At 69.9% G+C, this 15946-nt stretch carries 12 protein-coding genes; 7 read left to right on the forward strand and 5 right to left on the reverse strand.

Translation table 11 applies throughout. The annotated features are described in order from the left end of the window. Positions 1 to 30 precede the first annotated feature (30 nt). Positions 31 to 381, forward strand: a complete 351-nt coding sequence (locus ID574_RS11050; protein WP_188188723.1) for a hypothetical protein — start codon at positions 31 to 33, stop codon at positions 379 to 381. Here ID574_RS11050 and ID574_RS11055 read toward each other — a convergent pair whose 3' ends face one another. Then, positions 382 to 801, reverse strand: coding sequence for a hypothetical protein (locus tag ID574_RS11055; RefSeq protein ID WP_223166572.1), 420 nt, complete (start codon positions 799 to 801; stop codon positions 382 to 384). 62 nt (positions 802 to 863) lie between these two features. Here ID574_RS11055 and ID574_RS11060 point away from each other — a divergent pair, with 62 nt between their 5' ends. Continuing rightward, positions 864 to 2765, forward strand: coding sequence for a sensor histidine kinase (locus ID574_RS11060; protein WP_188188724.1), 1902 nt, complete (start codon positions 864 to 866; stop codon positions 2763 to 2765). On the opposite strand, the gene ID574_RS11065 is transcribed toward ID574_RS11060, so the two are convergent. From ID574_RS11065 to ID574_RS11075, 3 genes are read right to left on the reverse strand one after another with little or no spacing between them, the layout of a single operon-like run. Beyond that, positions 2730 to 3206, reverse strand: a complete 477-nt coding sequence (locus ID574_RS11065) for an NUDIX domain-containing protein (protein ID WP_188188725.1) — start codon at positions 3204 to 3206, stop codon at positions 2730 to 2732. The genes ID574_RS11060 and ID574_RS11065 overlap by 36 nt on opposite strands. 48 nt (positions 3207 to 3254) lie before the next feature. Further along, positions 3255 to 3998 carry an MBL fold metallo-hydrolase gene (locus ID574_RS11070; protein ID WP_223166573.1) on the reverse strand — a complete coding sequence of 248 codons (744 nt, stop codon included), beginning with the start codon at positions 3996 to 3998 and terminating at the stop codon, positions 3255 to 3257. Between the two features lie 10 nt (positions 3999 to 4008). Continuing rightward, positions 4009 to 4149 (reverse strand): hypothetical protein, encoded by a 141-nt coding sequence (locus tag ID574_RS11075; RefSeq protein WP_188188726.1) that lies wholly within the window; start codon positions 4147 to 4149, stop codon positions 4009 to 4011. A gap of 404 nt (positions 4150 to 4553) precedes the next feature. Here ID574_RS11075 and rho point away from each other — a divergent pair, with 404 nt between their 5' ends. The 3 genes from rho to ID574_RS11090 all read left to right on the forward strand — a co-directional run bounded on the left by rho (position 4554) and on the right by ID574_RS11090 (position 8923). Further along, a complete protein-coding gene (gene rho / locus ID574_RS11080; RefSeq protein WP_188188727.1) occupies positions 4554 to 5657 on the forward strand; it encodes a transcription termination factor Rho in 1104 nt (367 codons plus the stop codon). A 299-nt stretch (positions 5658 to 5956) separates the two neighbouring features. Then, positions 5957 to 7012, forward strand: a complete 1056-nt coding sequence (locus ID574_RS59605; RefSeq protein ID WP_336245507.1) for a putative RNA methyltransferase — start codon at positions 5957 to 5959, stop codon at positions 7010 to 7012. A gap of 144 nt (positions 7013 to 7156) precedes the next feature. After that, entirely contained in the window at positions 7157 to 8923 is a 1767-nt protein-coding gene (locus ID574_RS11090; protein WP_188188728.1) for a S9 family peptidase, read from the forward strand. A 201-nt stretch (positions 8924 to 9124) separates the two neighbouring features. Here ID574_RS11090 and ID574_RS11095 read toward each other — a convergent pair whose 3' ends face one another. Continuing rightward, positions 9125 to 10327 carry a PP2C family protein-serine/threonine phosphatase gene (locus ID574_RS11095; RefSeq protein ID WP_223166575.1) on the reverse strand — a complete coding sequence of 401 codons (1203 nt, stop codon included), beginning with the start codon at positions 10325 to 10327 and terminating at the stop codon, positions 9125 to 9127. A 462-nt stretch (positions 10328 to 10789) separates the two neighbouring features. On the opposite strand from ID574_RS11095, the gene ID574_RS11100 reads away from it, so the two are divergent. Continuing rightward, on the forward strand, positions 10790 to 14965 hold the full coding sequence (locus ID574_RS11100; RefSeq protein WP_188188729.1) for a HAMP domain-containing protein: 4176 nt from the start codon (positions 10790 to 10792) through the stop codon (positions 14963 to 14965). 3 nt (positions 14966 to 14968) lie between these two features. Then, positions 14969 to 15598 carry a response regulator gene (locus ID574_RS11105; RefSeq protein WP_188188730.1) on the forward strand — a complete coding sequence of 210 codons (630 nt, stop codon included), beginning with the start codon at positions 14969 to 14971 and terminating at the stop codon, positions 15596 to 15598. The last annotated feature ends 348 nt before the right edge of the window (positions 15599 to 15946 follow it).

Genomic DNA, 15946 nt, shown 5'->3' on the forward strand with positions numbered 1-15946 from the left:
AAGCGCCTCTGACGACAAGGGGTGAGTTGGATGATTCTCTTGGGTCTGCTTCTGGTCCTGCTCGCCGTCGGCGCCGTCGCCCTGGTCCTCACCGAGGAGACCAGCAGGTACATCCTGTTCGGATACACCTTCGAGCTCAACCACCTGGAGATGTTCCTCGCCGGGGCGGCCACCGCCGCCGTCCTGGTGCTGGGTCTCTGGCTGCTGAGCTCGGGCTCGCGTCGGACGGCCAGGCAGCGCCGCAGGCTGCGTAGTGCCAGGGCGGAGGCCTCCAGCCGGGTCGCCCAGCTGGAGGACGAGAAGCGCGATCTGGAACGGCGGCTGGAACGCGAGCACACCACGTCCGACCGGCTCGTGGCCCGCGGCCCCGACGGTTCGTGATCACACCGGCTGGCGCGAGGGCATGAGCTTGCCCTCGCGCCAGAGCGCGAACCCCGTGATCAGCGCCCCCAGCCCCTCCCAGAGCCCGACGCCGAAGAACTTCGCCGGCGCCGCCCCCGTCACCACCAGCGTGGTGAAGACCGCGAACGTGACCAGCCGGAACGGCACGGTCCAGCGGAAGAACGGCGTGTAGTCCGCCGACGCCGCGAACATGTAGTAGACGCCCATGTTCACCGCCGCCATGGACGAGGCGGCCATATAGACCAGCGTGTAATCTCCGGCGGGCCGCACCTCGAGCACCTCGAAACCGAGCATGGCCAGCAGCGTGCCGGGCGAGATCAGCCCGAGCAGGCCGAGTGCGAACGCGAGGAATCCGAAGACCGCGATGGTCCATCCGGAGAAAGAACGCGGAAGACGCACAGAAATCCTTCCAAAGGGGGGTGTAATCTGCGAGGCGATCTCATCATGCACCCGGAGGTCGCATGCCCCCCAAGCGTGGCCGTCCCATCGCCGTGAAACTCCTGATCCTGCTGCTCGTCCCGCTGGTGTCCCTTGTCGGGCTCTGGGCGTTCGCCGCGGGCCTGACCGGCGGCGACGGCATGCGCCTGCTCGCGATCAACGATTTGGCCTCGAATCTGGCCACTCCGTCGGAACGGGTCAACATCGAGTTGCAGCGGGAGCGGCTGACCTCGGTCGAGTTCCTGGCGAGCGGCCGGGGTGCTGACGTGCTCGCCAGGCATCGCGAGGAGACCGACCGGGCCGTGTCGACCTTCCGCACCCTCGTCAAGTCCGTACGCGACATGTCGCCCGAGATGACCGCGCAGCTCAATGCGCTCAACAGCAAGCTGGACCAGCTCGCGCAGGTCCGGCGCGACGTGGACGGCCGGGCCGTCGAGCCGCTCGACGTGATCGAGGTCTACAGCCAGATCGTGGACGCCTCCTTCCGCCTGTACGACGCGATGGTCCTGGTGCCGGACATGGCGCTCTACCAGCAGGCCAAGGCGGTGACGATGCTGGGCGAGGCCAAGGACGTGCTGTCCAGGGAGCGGGCGTTGATCGCCGTGGTGCTGGCCGCGGGCAGGGTGGAGCCCGAGGAGCGGGAGGCCTTCACGGGGATGGTCGCCACCAGGCGGCTGCTGTTCCGGCAGGCGCTCTCGCACCTGGACGGCGGGCTGCGCGGGCCGTACGAGAAGCTGTCCACCTCGCCCGTCTACAAGGAGTTCCTGGAGGTCGAGGACGCCATCAGGGGGGAGGCGGCCGCGAACGGCCTGCCCGCGACGGCGGCGACCTGGTCCATCGACGGCGAGAACCTGTGGCGGGCGGTCGAGCGCAACCAGGCCGCGGCCGTCACCGGCATCACGCAGCGGATCATCCCCACGGCCGTCGGCATGCTGATCAAGATCGGCGTGGCGGGCGGCGTGGGCCTCGTCGCGGTCATCGCCTCCATCCTGCTCTCGCTCCGCTTCCGCAAGCGCCTGGTGCGCGAGCTGGCCGGGCTCCGCGACGCCGCCACCGAGCTGGCCGAGGTGCGGCTGCCCGGGCTGGTCAGGCGGCTGCGCACGGACACGTCCGGGCCCACGCCGGCTGAGGTCGCGCCGCTCCAGGTCAGGACGCACAGCGCCGAGGTGGACGACATCGTCGAGGCGTTCAACCAGGTGCAGTCCACGGCCGTCGAGGCCGCCGTGGACCAGGCCAGGCTGCGGCACGGCGTCAGCCAGGTCTTCGTCAACCTCGCCCGGCGCAACCAGTCGCTGCTCCACCGGCAGCTGCTCCAGCTCGACAGCATGGAGCGGGCCGAAGAGCAGCCCGAGATGCTGGCCGACCTGTTCAAGCTCGACCACCTCACCACCCGCATGCGGCGGCACGCCGAGAGCCTGATCATCCTGTCCGACCACGCGCCGGGGCGCGGCTGGCGCAATCCGGTGCCGATACTCGACGTGCTGCGTGCCGCCGTGGCCGAGGTGGAGGAGTACGAGCGGGTGGAGGTGCTCCAGACGCCGCCGGTCGCGCTGCTGGGCTCGGCGGTCACGGACGTGGCCCACCTGATGGCCGAGCTGATCGAGAACGCCACCCTCTTCTCCCCGCCCGCGACCAGGGTGGACGTGCGGAGCACCACGACGCCGCACGGCCTGATGGTCGAGGTCGAGGACCGAGGGCTCGGGCTGCCGCGGGTCGAGCTGGACGAGCTCAACGACCGGCTGGCGACGACGCCGGAGTTCGACCTGGCGCAGAGCGACCGGCTCGGCCTGTTCGTGGTCGGCAGGCTGGCGGCCAGGCACGGTATCAAGGTCACCCTGACGCCCTCGCCGTACGGCGGCCTGACCGCGATGGTGGCCCTGCCGTCGTCGCTACTGACCGACCAGCCGGTCCTGGCCGGGCGCTAGATAGGTCGTCGCACCGGACTCCCGTGCGGCCACCGCGGCCAGCAGCCGCTGGTGGGCGTGGCTCGCCAGCAGCCGCCCGGCCTCCTCGACCGTGAAGAACCCGTAGTCGTCCAGCTCCTCGGCCTGCAGCGTGATCGACACGTCCGAGGCCACCTCGCCGCAGTCGAACATGAAGTTGACCAGCGGATACGGCAGGCCGGGCGCGTGGTCGACCCAGGCCACGGTCAGCAACCTGCCGACCTCCAGCTCCAGCCCGACCTCCTCGGTCACTTCCCTGGCGCACGCCTGGGCGGGATGCTCGCCGGCGTCGATGATGCCGCCGGGGAAGTTCCAGTGGTCGCGGTAGTTGGGGTCGACCAGCAGGACCCGTCCCTTCTCGTCAGTGATGTACGCCGCCGCACCTGCGATCACCCGGTTGACCGTGGCCCAGAAATCGTTCACACAGGCACTATGGCAGAACCCGGGAAAGCGCCCGGGCGCCTCGCCGCGTCACAGACGCAGGAAAGGCTCGCTGAAGTGGGCGGTGGCGAGAATCGCGTGCTCGGTCCTCAGCGTGCCGAGCACCTCGGCGCGGGTGCGCGCGGCCGCCTCCTGGTCGTCGTCGTAGAGGTAGCGCACGGCCGGGTCGTCCAGTTGGACGGGATGGAGCACGAGGTCACCGGTCATGGCCATGTCGCCCACGCGGACGATCTGGTGGCCCGGCGTGTGCCCGGCAGCGAGGTGCACGTGGATGCCGGGCGCGACCTCGGCCTGGCCCTCGACGACCTGCAGCTGCCCCTTGATCGGGGTGATGAGCCGGTGGAGCGACGGCCCCTGGGCTGCGTCCAGCTCGGCCTGCTGGAGCACGTAACGCGCGTTCTCGAAGGCGGGCCTGCCGTCGTCGGTCACCACACCGCTGGCGTGGTCGCTGTGCAGGTGGGTGAGGACGACGGTGTCGATCTCGGCGGGTGTGACGCCCGCCGCGCTCAGCTCGGCGGCCAGCGTGCCGGGAACCGGCGCCCAGCTGGACGCCGGGGAGTCGGCGCCGCCGATGCCGGTGTCGACCAGCGTGAGACGGCCCGCCGCGGAACGCAGCAGATAGCAGTGGAAATGCAGGACCCACGGCTCGTCCGGGAGCCCCGCGCCGGGGAACATCTCGGCGAGCGGGCGGCGGATCGACGCGCCCATCGGGCCCACGGCGTCGCAGAGCGGCGTCACCTCGACGCCGGACACGGTTATCGGTTGATGCGGCACGCGCCTCAGACTAGGCGGCGACGGGCGGGCGCGGAACGTACTCGTTCTCGAGGTCGGCGGCGTAGACGGCGCGGCAGCAGTTCGCGCACCGGTACATGATCGGGCCTTCGTCCAGCTCGTGGTGGCACCGCGGGCAGTTGGCGGTCTTCATGGTGCTCTCCCCCAAGGAAGTCTTCTCTGTTGGTCCTATGGAACCCTCACCGAGTTGCAGGGGTCCTGCATGTCACTTGATGACACGATGCCGCTGCCGCAGTGTGGGATCTGTGCCCTCTGATACACCGGCTGCGGTAATTTTCCTCGCAGCGCGGTGTCGAGAAGAACATTGTCACGCGCCGTGTCGCGGACTTGTGAGCGAAGACACGAGAACCGCCCGGGAATAGTCCTAGAGGGCTAGGCGTTTGATGGGTCGGAACGTGTGGTATGTTCCCACCAGCGTTGAGCTCCAGCTCCGCTGATCTTCATCTCAGCCTCGCCCCGCGTGTTCGAGGGGCCCGGCTTCCTTTCATCACTCGCCGGTCTTCGCCGTCCGGCGCATTCTCCCCCAAGGGGTTCACCATGTCTGTTCACACCATTCCTCAGCAGCGCGCGGACGTGCCCGTCCGGCAGGTGACCGGCCTCCTGGACATACGCGACAAGTCCGCGTTCATCCGGGCCGAGCACCTACCAGGGCCGGGCGACGTGCGCGTGCCTCCCGACAAGATCCAACAGTTCGACCTGCGGCCCGGCGACCACGTCGTCGCCACCTTCGCGGGCAACAAGCTCGCCGGCGTTCAGTCCGTCAACGGCTCCACGCACTGGCGTGACCGGCCCCGGTTCGCCGAGCTGACGCCCGTGCACCCGACCGAGCGGCTCGCCATCGAGACCGAGTCGCTCAGCACGCGCGTCGTCGACCTGTTCGCGCCCATCGGCAAGGGCCAGCGCGGCCTCATCGTCGCACCGCCCAAGGCCGGCAAGACCATGGTCCTGCAGGCGCTGGCCGCCGGGATCGCCCGCAACCACCCCGAGGTGCACCTCATGGTCGTGCTGGTGGGCGAGCGGCCCGAGGAGGTCACCGAGATGCGCGCCACCATCGACGGCGAGGTCTTCTCCTCCACCTTCGACCACCCCGACCGCGACCACGCCGCCGTCGCCGAGCTGGCCATCGAGCGGGCCAAGCGGCTCGTCGAGGCCGGGCGGGACGTGGTCGTGCTGCTGGACTCGCTGACGCGGCTGGGGCGGGCGTACAACAACCTGGCGCCCGGCGGCGACCGCGTGCTCACCGGCGGCATCGCCGTCAGCGCGCTCTACCCGCCCAAGCGCTTCTTCGGGTCCGCGCGCAACGTCGAGGGCGGTGGCTCCCTCACCATCCTCGCCACCGCGCTGGTGGACACCGGGTCGCGGATGGACAACAGCCTGTACGAGGAGTTCAAGGGCACGGGGAACATGGAGCTGCACCTCGTGCGCGAACTCGCCGAGCGGCGGCTGTTCCCCGCCGTGGACCTGGACACCTCGGGGACGCGGCGCGAGGAGATCCTGCTGCACGCGGAGGAGCAGCAGGTCATCTGGCGGCTGCGGCGGATGCTGACCGGGCTGGAGCGCCGGCAGGGCCTCGAGCTCCTCGTCGACAAACTCCGCTCCACCCCCTCCAACGCCGCCTTCCTCCTCGAGGCCAACGCCTGACCCCTTCCGCTCTCGTCGCGCCCGCTCTGAGCCCCCGCGCCTTCACCCCATCGCCCGCCCGCAGCATGGACCAGGCCACATCGCCCCACCGGTCCCGGCGCGCGCCATGCGCCTCGCGCCCCCGCCGCGTGGACCTCCGCGGGCCGGAGACGCCGTGTGCGGCCGCCATGGGCGCTCACCACCGCAGGCGCCGTGCCACAGCTGCGTCGCCGGACAGTGTCAGCCGTCACGCGGCACGTTGCCGGAACAGCGGGCATGCACGTGCCGGCGTCCGGACGGAGGAGACCAGAATGGGGCGCATGCTGGGTGACATCGTCGAATACCTCATATGTCCTGTCTGCCGCGCCGATCTGCGGCTGGGCGAAGGCGTGCTGCGGTGCGCCGGTGGGCACGCGTTCGATGTCGCCAGACAGGGGTACGTCAGCCTTCTCGTCGGATCGAGGCCGCCGGGGACGGCCGACAGCGCGGCAATGGTCGCCGCCAGGGCCGAGTTTCTCGACGCCGGCCACTACGCCCCGCTCGCCGACGCCGTGGCCGAGACCGTCCGAGAACACATCAGAGGCCAAAACGCTCCACTAGAACGTGAGTCTCCTACCGAAACGAATGACGGCGAGGAGTTGAGGGCGTACCGTGGGGCGGGAATGGAGGCCGGTTACGGCGTGGGACCAGCAGGCGGTCCTGTGTCTGACCGGAACGACGTCGAGGGTCGCCACGCGGTGGGCAGGACCGCGCCGGTGATCGTCGACGCAGGCGCGGGAACCGGGCATTATCTGGCGACCGTGCTCAATGCCGTGAGCGATGGCATCGGGATGGCGTTCGATGTGTCGAAGCACGCTGTACGCCGGGCGGCGCGGGTGCATCCGAGGGCGGGGGCATTCGTGGCCGACGTCTGGCGGCCGCTCCCCATCAGGGATGGGGTGGCCGACGTGGTGATCGACGTCTTCGCGCCCAGGAACGGGCCCGAGTTCAGGAGGATCCTGCGGCCGGGCGGCGCCGTGGTGGTCGTCACGCCTACGCGGACGCACCTCAGCCCGCTGGTCGAGGAGCTGGGGCTGCTCTCCGTCGACGAGGAGAAGGACCGCAGGGTCGCGCGGAGCATGGAGGGCTTCGCGGAGACCGGGCGGCGCTCGATCGAGTTCGACATGGAGCTGAGCCCCGGCGAGATCGCGCAGGTGGTCGGCATGGGCCCGAGCGCGTGGCACACCGACGCAGCCGATCTCGATGAGCGAATCGCACGATACGTCTCCCGAAATGTCGCCACAAAGCGGGCGGAAAGTAAGGAGAAAGTCGTGACGCACGCGGCCTTTCAACTGTCCGTCTTCGAGCGACCGCACGAGTCAAGACCTGTTCCTTGACGGACATGTGCGACTGGTGTTACTGATGGGGCATTTAGTCCGAAATTCCCCCACATTCCCGAAGCATTTCTCCCACACAGGCGCAATACTGGACGGCATCCCGAGCCCGGAGGCGCGGGACATCAATGGGAGGGGGCGCGCCGGATGAAGGCGGAGGAACGCTGGCAGGCCAGGTTCCGGGCCTCGCGCATGACGCTGCCCTCCTGGGCGCGTCAGGCTCCGAACCGCTCCATCTACCGCTCCAACGCCACCGGGAAGTGGGAGGTCTACGCCTGGGACCGCGTGACGGGCGCCACCCGGCAGGTCACCGACAGGCCCAAGGGCACCGCGTACGCCGCCGTCGACCCGACCGGGCAGTGGATCTACTGGTTCGCCGACACCGAGGGCGACGAGTTCGGCATGTGGTGGCGCCAGCCGTTCACCGGCGGCCCCGACGAGCCGGTCGCCCCCGGTTTGCCGCCGGGCCAGCCCGGCGGCATCGCGCTGTCCACGACGGGCCTCGCGGCCATCACTCTGGCCGGCGACGGCTTGTTCCGAACCCACCTGGTACGCGACGGCGAGCCGTACCGGCTGCTGTACGAGCACACCGAGGCCTCCTGGGTGGCCGACATGTCGCTCGACGGCTCACTCATCGCGATCAACCATGGCGAGTACGGCGACTTCCGCCACCCCGCGCTCCGCGTCGTCCGCCCCAACGGCGACACGCTGGGCGAGCTGTACGACGGCCCCGGCAAGGGCGTGATAGGGCTCAGGTTCGCCCCGGTCGTGGGCGACCGCCGCCTGCTCGCCCTGCACGAACGCCGCCAGCGCCACGAGCCCCTGGTCTGGGACCCGGTGACCGGCGAGCAGCGCGAGATCTGGCTGAAGGACTCCGGCGACCTGGACGCCGAGTGGTACGACGACGGCCGCGGCCTGCTCATCCTGCGCGACGACCGGGCCCGCAGCCACCTGCACCGCTACGACCTCGCCGGCGGCGGGCTGACCCTCATCGAGACGCCGCACGGCGTGATCGACGAGGCGGCTCCCCGGCCCGGCGGCCACGTCGAGTACTCCTGGTCCAGTGCCTCCCATCCGCCGGTCATCCGCTCCAGCGCCGGTCAGGTCGTGGTCCCCCCGGGCGGCCCGGCGGCCCCGCCGAGCGTGCCGGTCGAGGACCTCGACGTGGAGGGCGAGGGCGGCCGCATCCATGCGCTGATCTCCAAGCCGGAGACCGGCACCGCGCCCTTCCCCGCCGTCTTCCTGCTGCACGGCGGGCCGACGGCGCACGACCGGGACGCCTTCTCACCCGAGGTCGCGGCCTGGGTGGACGCGGGCTTCGCGGTGGTGCGGGTCAACTACCGCGGCTCGACCGGCTACGGCTCGGCCTGGCGCGACGCGCTGCACGGCGACGTGGGGCACATCGAGCTGGCCGACGTGGCCGCCGTACGCAACTGCGTGGTCGAGCGCGGCATCGCCGACCCGGACCGGCTGGTGCTGGCGGGCTCGGCGTGGGGCGGCTACCTCACGCTGCTCGGTCTCGGCACCCAGCCCGACCTGTGGGCGTGCGGCATCGCGGCGGTCCCGATCGCCTGCCACCAGACCTCGTACGAGGACGAGGCCGAGAGCCTGCGCGCCTACCACCGGGCGCTGTTCGGAGGCTCGCCCGACGAGCATCCCGAGCGGTACGCGGCAAGTTCGCCGATTACCTACGTCGACCAGGTGAAAAGCCCGCTGCTGATCCTCGCCGGTGAGAACGACACGCGGTGTCCGCTGCGGCAGATCGAGAAATACGTGGCCAAGCTGGCCGAGCACGGGCGCGAGCACGAGGTTTATACGTACGACGCCATTCGCGGGTCACTGGTGGTCTCTGAGCGGATCGCGCAGATCGCGCTGCAGCTTGAATTCGCCAGGAAACACGTGGCCACACATTGACCTCTGACATCCTGTAAAGAGTTGGCTGACCTGCGGTCTTGATTGACGGCGTCCTCCGCTGTCACCATCACGCGCACCGCCGTTCACTGGGAGGCGTCCATCGAGCACCACACCGTCCACGTGCCCGCGAACCGGAGCACAACGGAGCGCTCGCCATCCTGCTGGGCGCCGCCCGCCCCTCCGGGCAGCACCAAGCCCGGGTCAGCGGGCGCGGAGGACCACGATGGCGAGGTCGTCGGCGCTCGGCTCCGAGGCGAACTCGGCCGCGCCCCTGCGGATGCGTTCCGCCACCGCCCTGGCCGACAGGCCGGCGCACTCGGCCAGCAGCTTGGCCAGCCCGCCGTCGTCGTCGAGCAGGCGCCCGCCGGAGCGCCGCTCGGTCACCCCGTCGGTGACCGCCAGCAGCACGTCGCCGTGGTCCAGATGAAGGGTGTCGGCCTCGAACACGACCTCGTGGAAGACACCGAGCAGCGACTGCGGCGTGGTCACGGCCTCGACCGTGCCGTCCGGCTTGAGCCGCAGCGCCTCGGGATGCCCGGCCGACACCATGCGGATCTCCAGCCCGGTCTCCACGGGCGTGATGTCGCCGTGCAGCAGCGTGAGGAAGCGCGCGCGCTCCCCTTCCTCCAGGATCGCCTGGTTGAGCCGCCCGAGCACGGCCGCGACGCCGTACCCCTCCCTGGCCAGCAACCGCAGCGTGTGCCGGGCGAGGCCGGTCACGGCCGCGGCCTCCGGGCCGGTGCCGCAGACGTCGCCGATGGCGAACCGCCAGGAGTCGTCGCCCGCCTTGAACAGGTCGTAGAAGTCGCCGCCGACCTCGTTGACCTCGCCCGCGGGCTCGTAGATGACGCCGTAGTCGAGGCCGGGGACCTCCGGCTCGTTGGGCGGCAGCAGGCTGCGCTGCAGCGCCCGGTTGGCGGCGGCCTGCTGGGCGTAGAGCCTGGCGTTGTCCATGGCCAGCGCGGCGCGCCTGCCGATGTCCTCGGCGAACTGGATGACCTCGTCGGGGAAGCGGTCGGGCCGGCCCAGGCACATCATGCCGAGGCCGCGGCCGCGCGCCGTCAGCGGCACGGCGAGCACCTGCGAGTCGGCCAGGTGAATGGTGGAGGTGACCCTGGTGTCGGCGGCCGAGACGTCCATGTCCGCCAGCTGCTCGCGCAGCCCGTCGATCCTCGCCTCGTCGGCGTGCCACAGATAGACCAGCCGCAGCGGCCCCGCGGCGCCGTCGGAGGTGTAGACGGCGCACCAGCTCGCCAGTCTCGGCACCACGACCTGGGCGATGATCGCGGGCACCATGTCGGGGTCGAGAGTGCCCGCGAGCAGGTCGCTCGCGTCGGCAAGGAACCCCAGCCAATGCGGCCCGCGGGAGCTCTCCTCCAGCCATTCGGCTGCCACTCTCTCCACGGAGCCAGGTAGCGTGAGCCTAGCCCAGTGGACACGGGAATCGCCCGCAAAGGTGACTCCCCACTCTTCGACGTTCGCGGAAGGAGCTTTTGGATCACTCGGGGAGGCGCTTCGCTGCCGGAATTCGACCTGGACAGCGTCCCCAAAATGCTTCCAAATCACCTCAAATGGCTCGTCAGCGACTTGCTCGGCCAAGTCTCCCGCAACCTGCTCGGCGGTGTGGAGCACGCCACCGGTGGCCCACGCGGTCATCACTTCGCGCGTGAACCTCATCGCAGCCGTCACAGCGGTCTCGCCGGGCGCGAACGTCGCAGCAAGCAGCGCATGGGGAGAAGCAGTCATCCCAACGTGCCTACCACACTTCTCACTGACTTGGGGTAAATCCAAGGACAGGACTACGAGCTACTCATCGTGACAGACTTGAATCACTCGCCGAGGCCCGCAGCGAGTGAAGGAGGCCCCATGACCACGGCCAAGGCCGCGCCAAGCCCAGAGGAGAGGACGTACACCGAATCGGATCTCGTTCCCATCCTGGAGACCCTCTTCGCTTGGCGTGACGGCGACTTCCGGCGTCGGGTGCCTCATGCGCCCCCTGGCATCATGAGCGAGGTCCGGCTGCTGCTCAACGAGGTGGCCGACCGCCGCGAACATCTCGCCAACGAGCTCGTACGCGTCCGCAGGGAAGTGGTCAAGGAAGGCCGGTTCAGCGAGCGTCTGACACCGGGCCCGGGCGTCGGCGCCTGGGCGGAGAGCGTCGAGTCGGTCAACCAGCTGATCGACGCCCTGGTGAGCCCGGTGAGCGGCGCGGCCGACGTCATCGACGCGGTCGCCAAGGGCGACCTGTCGCGGCGCATCGACCTCGACCGGTCGGCCCGCGGCGAGGTGCGCCGCCTGGGCAAGGCCATCAACGGCATGGTCGACCAGCTCGCCCTGTTCAACTCCGAGGTGACCAGGGTGGCCCGCGAGGCCGGCACGGAGGGCCGCCTGGGCGGCAGCGCCAATCTGCGCGGCATGTCGGGGAGCTGGCGTGACCTGACCGAGGCCGTCAACACGATGTCCTCGCGCGTGGCCGCGCAGGTGCGCGACATCGCGGTGGTGACCACGGCGGTGGCCAAGGGCGACCTGAGCCGCAAGGTGACGGTCGACGCCGTGGGCGAGATGTTCGAGCTGAAGAACACCGTCAACACGATGGTCGACCAGCTGTCCGGCTTCGCCGAAGAGGTCACCCGAGTGGCCCGCGAGGTGGGCACCGAGGGTCAGCTCGGCGGCCAGGCGCAGGTCACCGGCGTGTCCGGGGTCTGGAAGGACCTGACGGACAACGTCAACTTCATGGCCAACAACCTCACCTCCCAGGTGCGCAGCATCGCGACCGTGGCGACGGCGGTGGCCCAGGGCAACCTGTCGAAGAAGATCACCGTTGACGCGCAGGGCGAGATCCTCCAGCTGAAGGACACCCTCAACACGATGGTGGACCAGCTGTCGTCCTTCGCCGACGAGGTCACCCGAGTCGCCCGCGAAGTGGGCACCGAGGGCAAGCTCGGCGGCCGCGCCGAGGTGAAGGGCGTGTCGGGCGTCTGGAAGGACCTCACCGACAACGTCAACTCGATGGCCAACAACCTGACCTACCAGGTGCGCAACATCGCCCAGGTGACCACGGCCGTGGCCAACGGCGACCTCACCCGCAAGATCGACGTGGACGCCCAGGGCGAGATCCTGGAGCTCAAGTCGACCATGAACACGATGGTCGAGCAGCTGTCGTCGTTCGCCTCCGAGGTGACCCGAGTCGCCCGCGAGGTGGGCACCGAGGGCCAGCTAGGCGGCCAGGCGCAGGTCCGCGGCGTGTCCGGGGTCTGGAAGGACCTGACGGACAACGTCAACTCGATGGCCAACAACCTGACCTCGCAGGTGCGCCAGATCGCGGCCGTGTCGTCCGCGGTGGCCCAGGGCAACCTGTCGAAGAAGATCACCGTCGATGCCCAGGGCGAGATGCTGCAGCTGAAGGACACCCTCAACACGATGGTGGACCAGCTGTCGTCCTTCGCCGACGAGGTCACCCGGGTCGCCCGCGAGGTGGGCACCGAGGGCAAACTGGGCGGCCAGGCCCGGGTGCAGGGCGTGTCGGGCGTCTGGAAGGACCTCACCGACAACGTCAACTCGATGGCCAACAACCTGACCTACCAGGTGCGTAACATCGCCGAGGTCACCACCGCGGTCGCCAACGGCGACCTCACCCGCAAGATCGACGTGGACGCCCAGGGCGAGATCCTCGCGCTCAAGACCACCATCAACCGGATGGTCGACCAGCTCTCGTCGTTCGCCGCCGAGGTCACCCGAGTCGCCCGCGAGGTGGGCTCGGAAGGCCAGCTGGGCGGCCAGGCGCGGGTCGAGGGCGTCGAGGGCACGTGGAAGCGCCTCACCGAGAGCGTCAACGAGCTGGCCGGCAACCTCACCACGCAGGTGCGCGCCATCGCGACCGTGACCAGCGCCGTGGCGCGCGGCGACCTGACCCGCTCGATCGCCGTCGAGGCGCAGGGCGAGCTGGCGGAGCTGAAGGACAACATCAACTCGATGGTGGCCAACCTCCGCGAGACCACCCAGGCCAACCAGGAGCAGGACTGGCTCAAGTCCAACCTGGCCCGCATCTCCCGGCTCATGCAGGGCCACCGCGACCTCTACGAGGTGGCCAAGCTCACGATGAGCGAGCTGACGCCGCTGGTGTCGGCGCGCTACGGCGCCTTCTACGGCATCGATCCCGAGGGCGACCACGAGCTGGTGCTGATCGGCGGCTACGGCGTGCGCCCCGACCGGGCGCCGCGGCAGCGGTTCGCGATCGGCGAGGGCATCGTCGGCCAGGCCGCGGCCGAGGGCCGGCCCATCGTGCTCGACGACGTGCCGCCGCAGTTCATCACCATCGACAGCGGGCTCAGCCAGTCCACGCCCGCGCAGATCGTGGTGCTGCCGATCCTGTTCGAGAACCGCGTGCTCGGCGCGCTCGAGCTGGCCTCGTTCACCCCGTTCGGCGAGGTGCACCTCGACTTCCTGCGGCAGCTCGTCGAGACCATCGGTGTCACGATGAACACGATCATCGCCAACTCCCGCACCGAAGACCTGCTGACCGAGTCGCAGCGGCTCACCCGCGAGCTGCAGGAGCGCTCGGACGAGCTGCAGCGCCAGCAGGAGGAGCTGCGCAGGTCCAATGCCGAGCTGGAGGACAAGGCGGCGCTGCTGGCCAAGCAGAACCGCGCGATCGAGATCCAGAACTTCCAGATCGAGCAGGCCCGCCGCACCCTGGAGGAGCGGGCCGAGCAGCTGGCCGTCTCCTCGCGGTACAAGTCCGAGTTCCTCGCCAACATGTCGCACGAGCTGCGCACGCCGCTCAACAGCCTGCTGGTGCTGGCCAAGCTGCTGACCGAGAACGCCGAGGGCAACCTGACCTCGCAGCAGGTCGAGTTCGCCCGGACGATCCACAGCGCGGGCTCGGCGCTGCTCCAGCTGATCAACGACATGCTCGACCTGTCGAAGGTCGAGGCGGGCCGGATGGACATCCACCCGATCCAGGTGTCGCTGCCGAAGATGATCGACCTGCTGGAGGCGGCGTTCGCGCCGCTCGCGCAGGACAAGGGCCTCGCCTTCAGCGCGGAGGTGGAGCCCGGCGTGCCGCAGGAGCTGCGCGCCGACGAGCAGCGCCTGCAGCAGGTGCTGCGCAACCTGCTCTCGAACGCGGTGAAGTTCACGCCGCGGGGCGAGGTGAAGCTGCGGGTCTCGATGGCGCCGCCCGGCGTCGATTTCGACGACGACACGCTGCACGACGCCCGCGATCTGCTGGCCTTCCAGGTGATCGACACCGGCATCGGCATCGCGCCCGACAAGCGGGACGTCATCTTCGAGGCGTTCCGGCAGGCCGACGGCACCACCAGCAGGAAATACGGCGGCACCGGCCTGGGCCTGGCGATCTGCCGGGACATCGCCAGGCTGCTCGGCGGCGAGATCCACGTGGACAGCGAGCTGGGCAAGGGCAGCACGTTCACGCTCTACCTGCCGGCCTCGTACACCGGGCCGCTGGCCGCCACCGACGGCGGCGTGGCGCGCCGGCAGCTGATGACCTCGCCGACCGACGAGCCCGCCACCACGGTGCCGGAGCCGCCGCTGCCGCTCGACCTGCCGATGCCCGAGCTGGTCGAGCCGCCGATCGAGACGCCCACCCAGTGGCAGGGCGACGACCCGCTCAACGGCACGAAGATCCTCATCGTGGACGACGACATCCGCAACGTGTTCGCGCTGACCAGCGTGCTGGAGCGGCACGGCTCCACCGTCGTCTACGCTGAGAACGGCAGGGAAGGGATCGAGCAGCTCGAGCGGAACGAGGACGTCGCTCTCGTACTGATGGACATCATGATGCCCGAGATGGACGGATGGGCCACGACCTCGGCCATTCGGCGCATGCCGCAGTTCGCCGACCTGCCGATCATCGCGCTGACCGCCAAGGTCATGCGAGGCGATCGCGAGAAGAGCATCGCCTCGGGCGCGTCCGACTACGTCCCCAAGCCGGTCGACGTGGACCGGCTGCTCGAACGCCTGCGGGGCTGGCTCAGCCGCGGCCGGGGGGCCACGACCGACTCATCAGCCGAAGGGGCGTGATCGATGCCGGATCGTGCGAAGATCCTGCTGGTCGATGACCGTGAGGAAAACCTCATCGCATTGGAGGCCATACTCAGCTCGCTCGACCTGGTGCCGGTCCGTGCCCGGTCGGGTGAGGAGGCGCTCAAGGCGCTGCTCAACACCGAGTTCGCGCTCATCCTGCTCGACGTGCGGATGCCGGGCATGGACGGGTTCGAGACGGCCGCGCACATCAAGCGGCGCGAGCGGACCAGGAACATCCCGATCATCTTCCTGACCGTGGTGGACAGCGCGCCGGACTACGCTTTCCGCGGGTACGCGGCCGGTGCGGTGGACTATCTGACGAAACCGTTCGATCCGTGGGTTCTGCGGGCGAAGGTGTCGGTGTTCACCGAGCTGTACAACATGAACAAGCGTCTGGCCGAGCAGGCGTCCATGCTGCGCGAGCGACTCAACGGCGAACTGCCGCCCGGGGCCGGTGATCAGGCTGCGGTGTTGCCGGAGCTGTCGCGGCGGTTGACGGCGGTGGAGGATGAGCTGGCCCGGATGCGTGAGCTGGTCCGCAAGTCCCAGGACCCGGCGCTGGCCGCCCCGCTGTCGGACCTCACGGACCGAGTGACCCACCTACGCGCCGGCTTCGACGCCCTGTCCTGACCTCCGCACCCTCCGACCCTGCCGCCTCGGGACGCCCGCCCTCCGGACGTCCCGAGGCGGACGCCTTTCCGGCTACCCGTCCGGTCTGGGGGCGTCCCGGCCTGGGGGCGTCCCGGCCTGGGGGCGTCCCGGCCTGGGGGCGTCCCGGCCTGGGGGCGTCCCGGCCTGGGAGCGCCCGGGTTCCGGCCGCCCAGCCCCCGGCCGTCGCCGCCCGTCCCATCCCACAGATGCCCGTATGCCCAGGCGCCGCCGAGTATGGGCCGATGCGGAAGAGGGCGGCCCACGGCGGCGACGCGGAAGCATCCGCGCGAGCCCAGCCCGCGCGGCCAGGGCAGCCGCGGACGCGCG

Source organism: Nonomuraea sp. SYSU D8015 (assembly GCF_008065375.1).
GTDB lineage: Bacteria > Actinomycetota > Actinomycetes > Streptosporangiales > Streptosporangiaceae > Nonomuraea.

Coding starts and splice junctions, on each gene's coding strand:
- ID574_RS11050 (WP_188188723.1), top strand. CDS start 31: ATGATTCTCTTGGGTCTGCTTCTGGTCCTGCTCGCCGTCGGCGCCGTC.
- ID574_RS11060 (WP_188188724.1), top strand. CDS start 864: ATGCCCCCCAAGCGTGGCCGTCCCATCGCCGTGAAACTCCTGATCCTG.
- ID574_RS11075 (WP_188188726.1), bottom strand. CDS start 4,149: ATGAAGACCGCCAACTGCCCGCGGTGCCACCACGAGCTGGACGAAGGC.
- rho (WP_188188727.1), top strand. CDS start 4,554: ATGTCTGTTCACACCATTCCTCAGCAGCGCGCGGACGTGCCCGTCCGG.
- ID574_RS59605 (WP_336245507.1), top strand. CDS start 5,957: ATGCTGGGTGACATCGTCGAATACCTCATATGTCCTGTCTGCCGCGCC.
- ID574_RS11090 (WP_188188728.1), top strand. CDS start 7,157: ATGAAGGCGGAGGAACGCTGGCAGGCCAGGTTCCGGGCCTCGCGCATG.
- ID574_RS11100 (WP_188188729.1), top strand. CDS start 10,790: ATGACCACGGCCAAGGCCGCGCCAAGCCCAGAGGAGAGGACGTACACC.
- ID574_RS11105 (WP_188188730.1), top strand. CDS start 14,969: ATGCCGGATCGTGCGAAGATCCTGCTGGTCGATGACCGTGAGGAAAAC.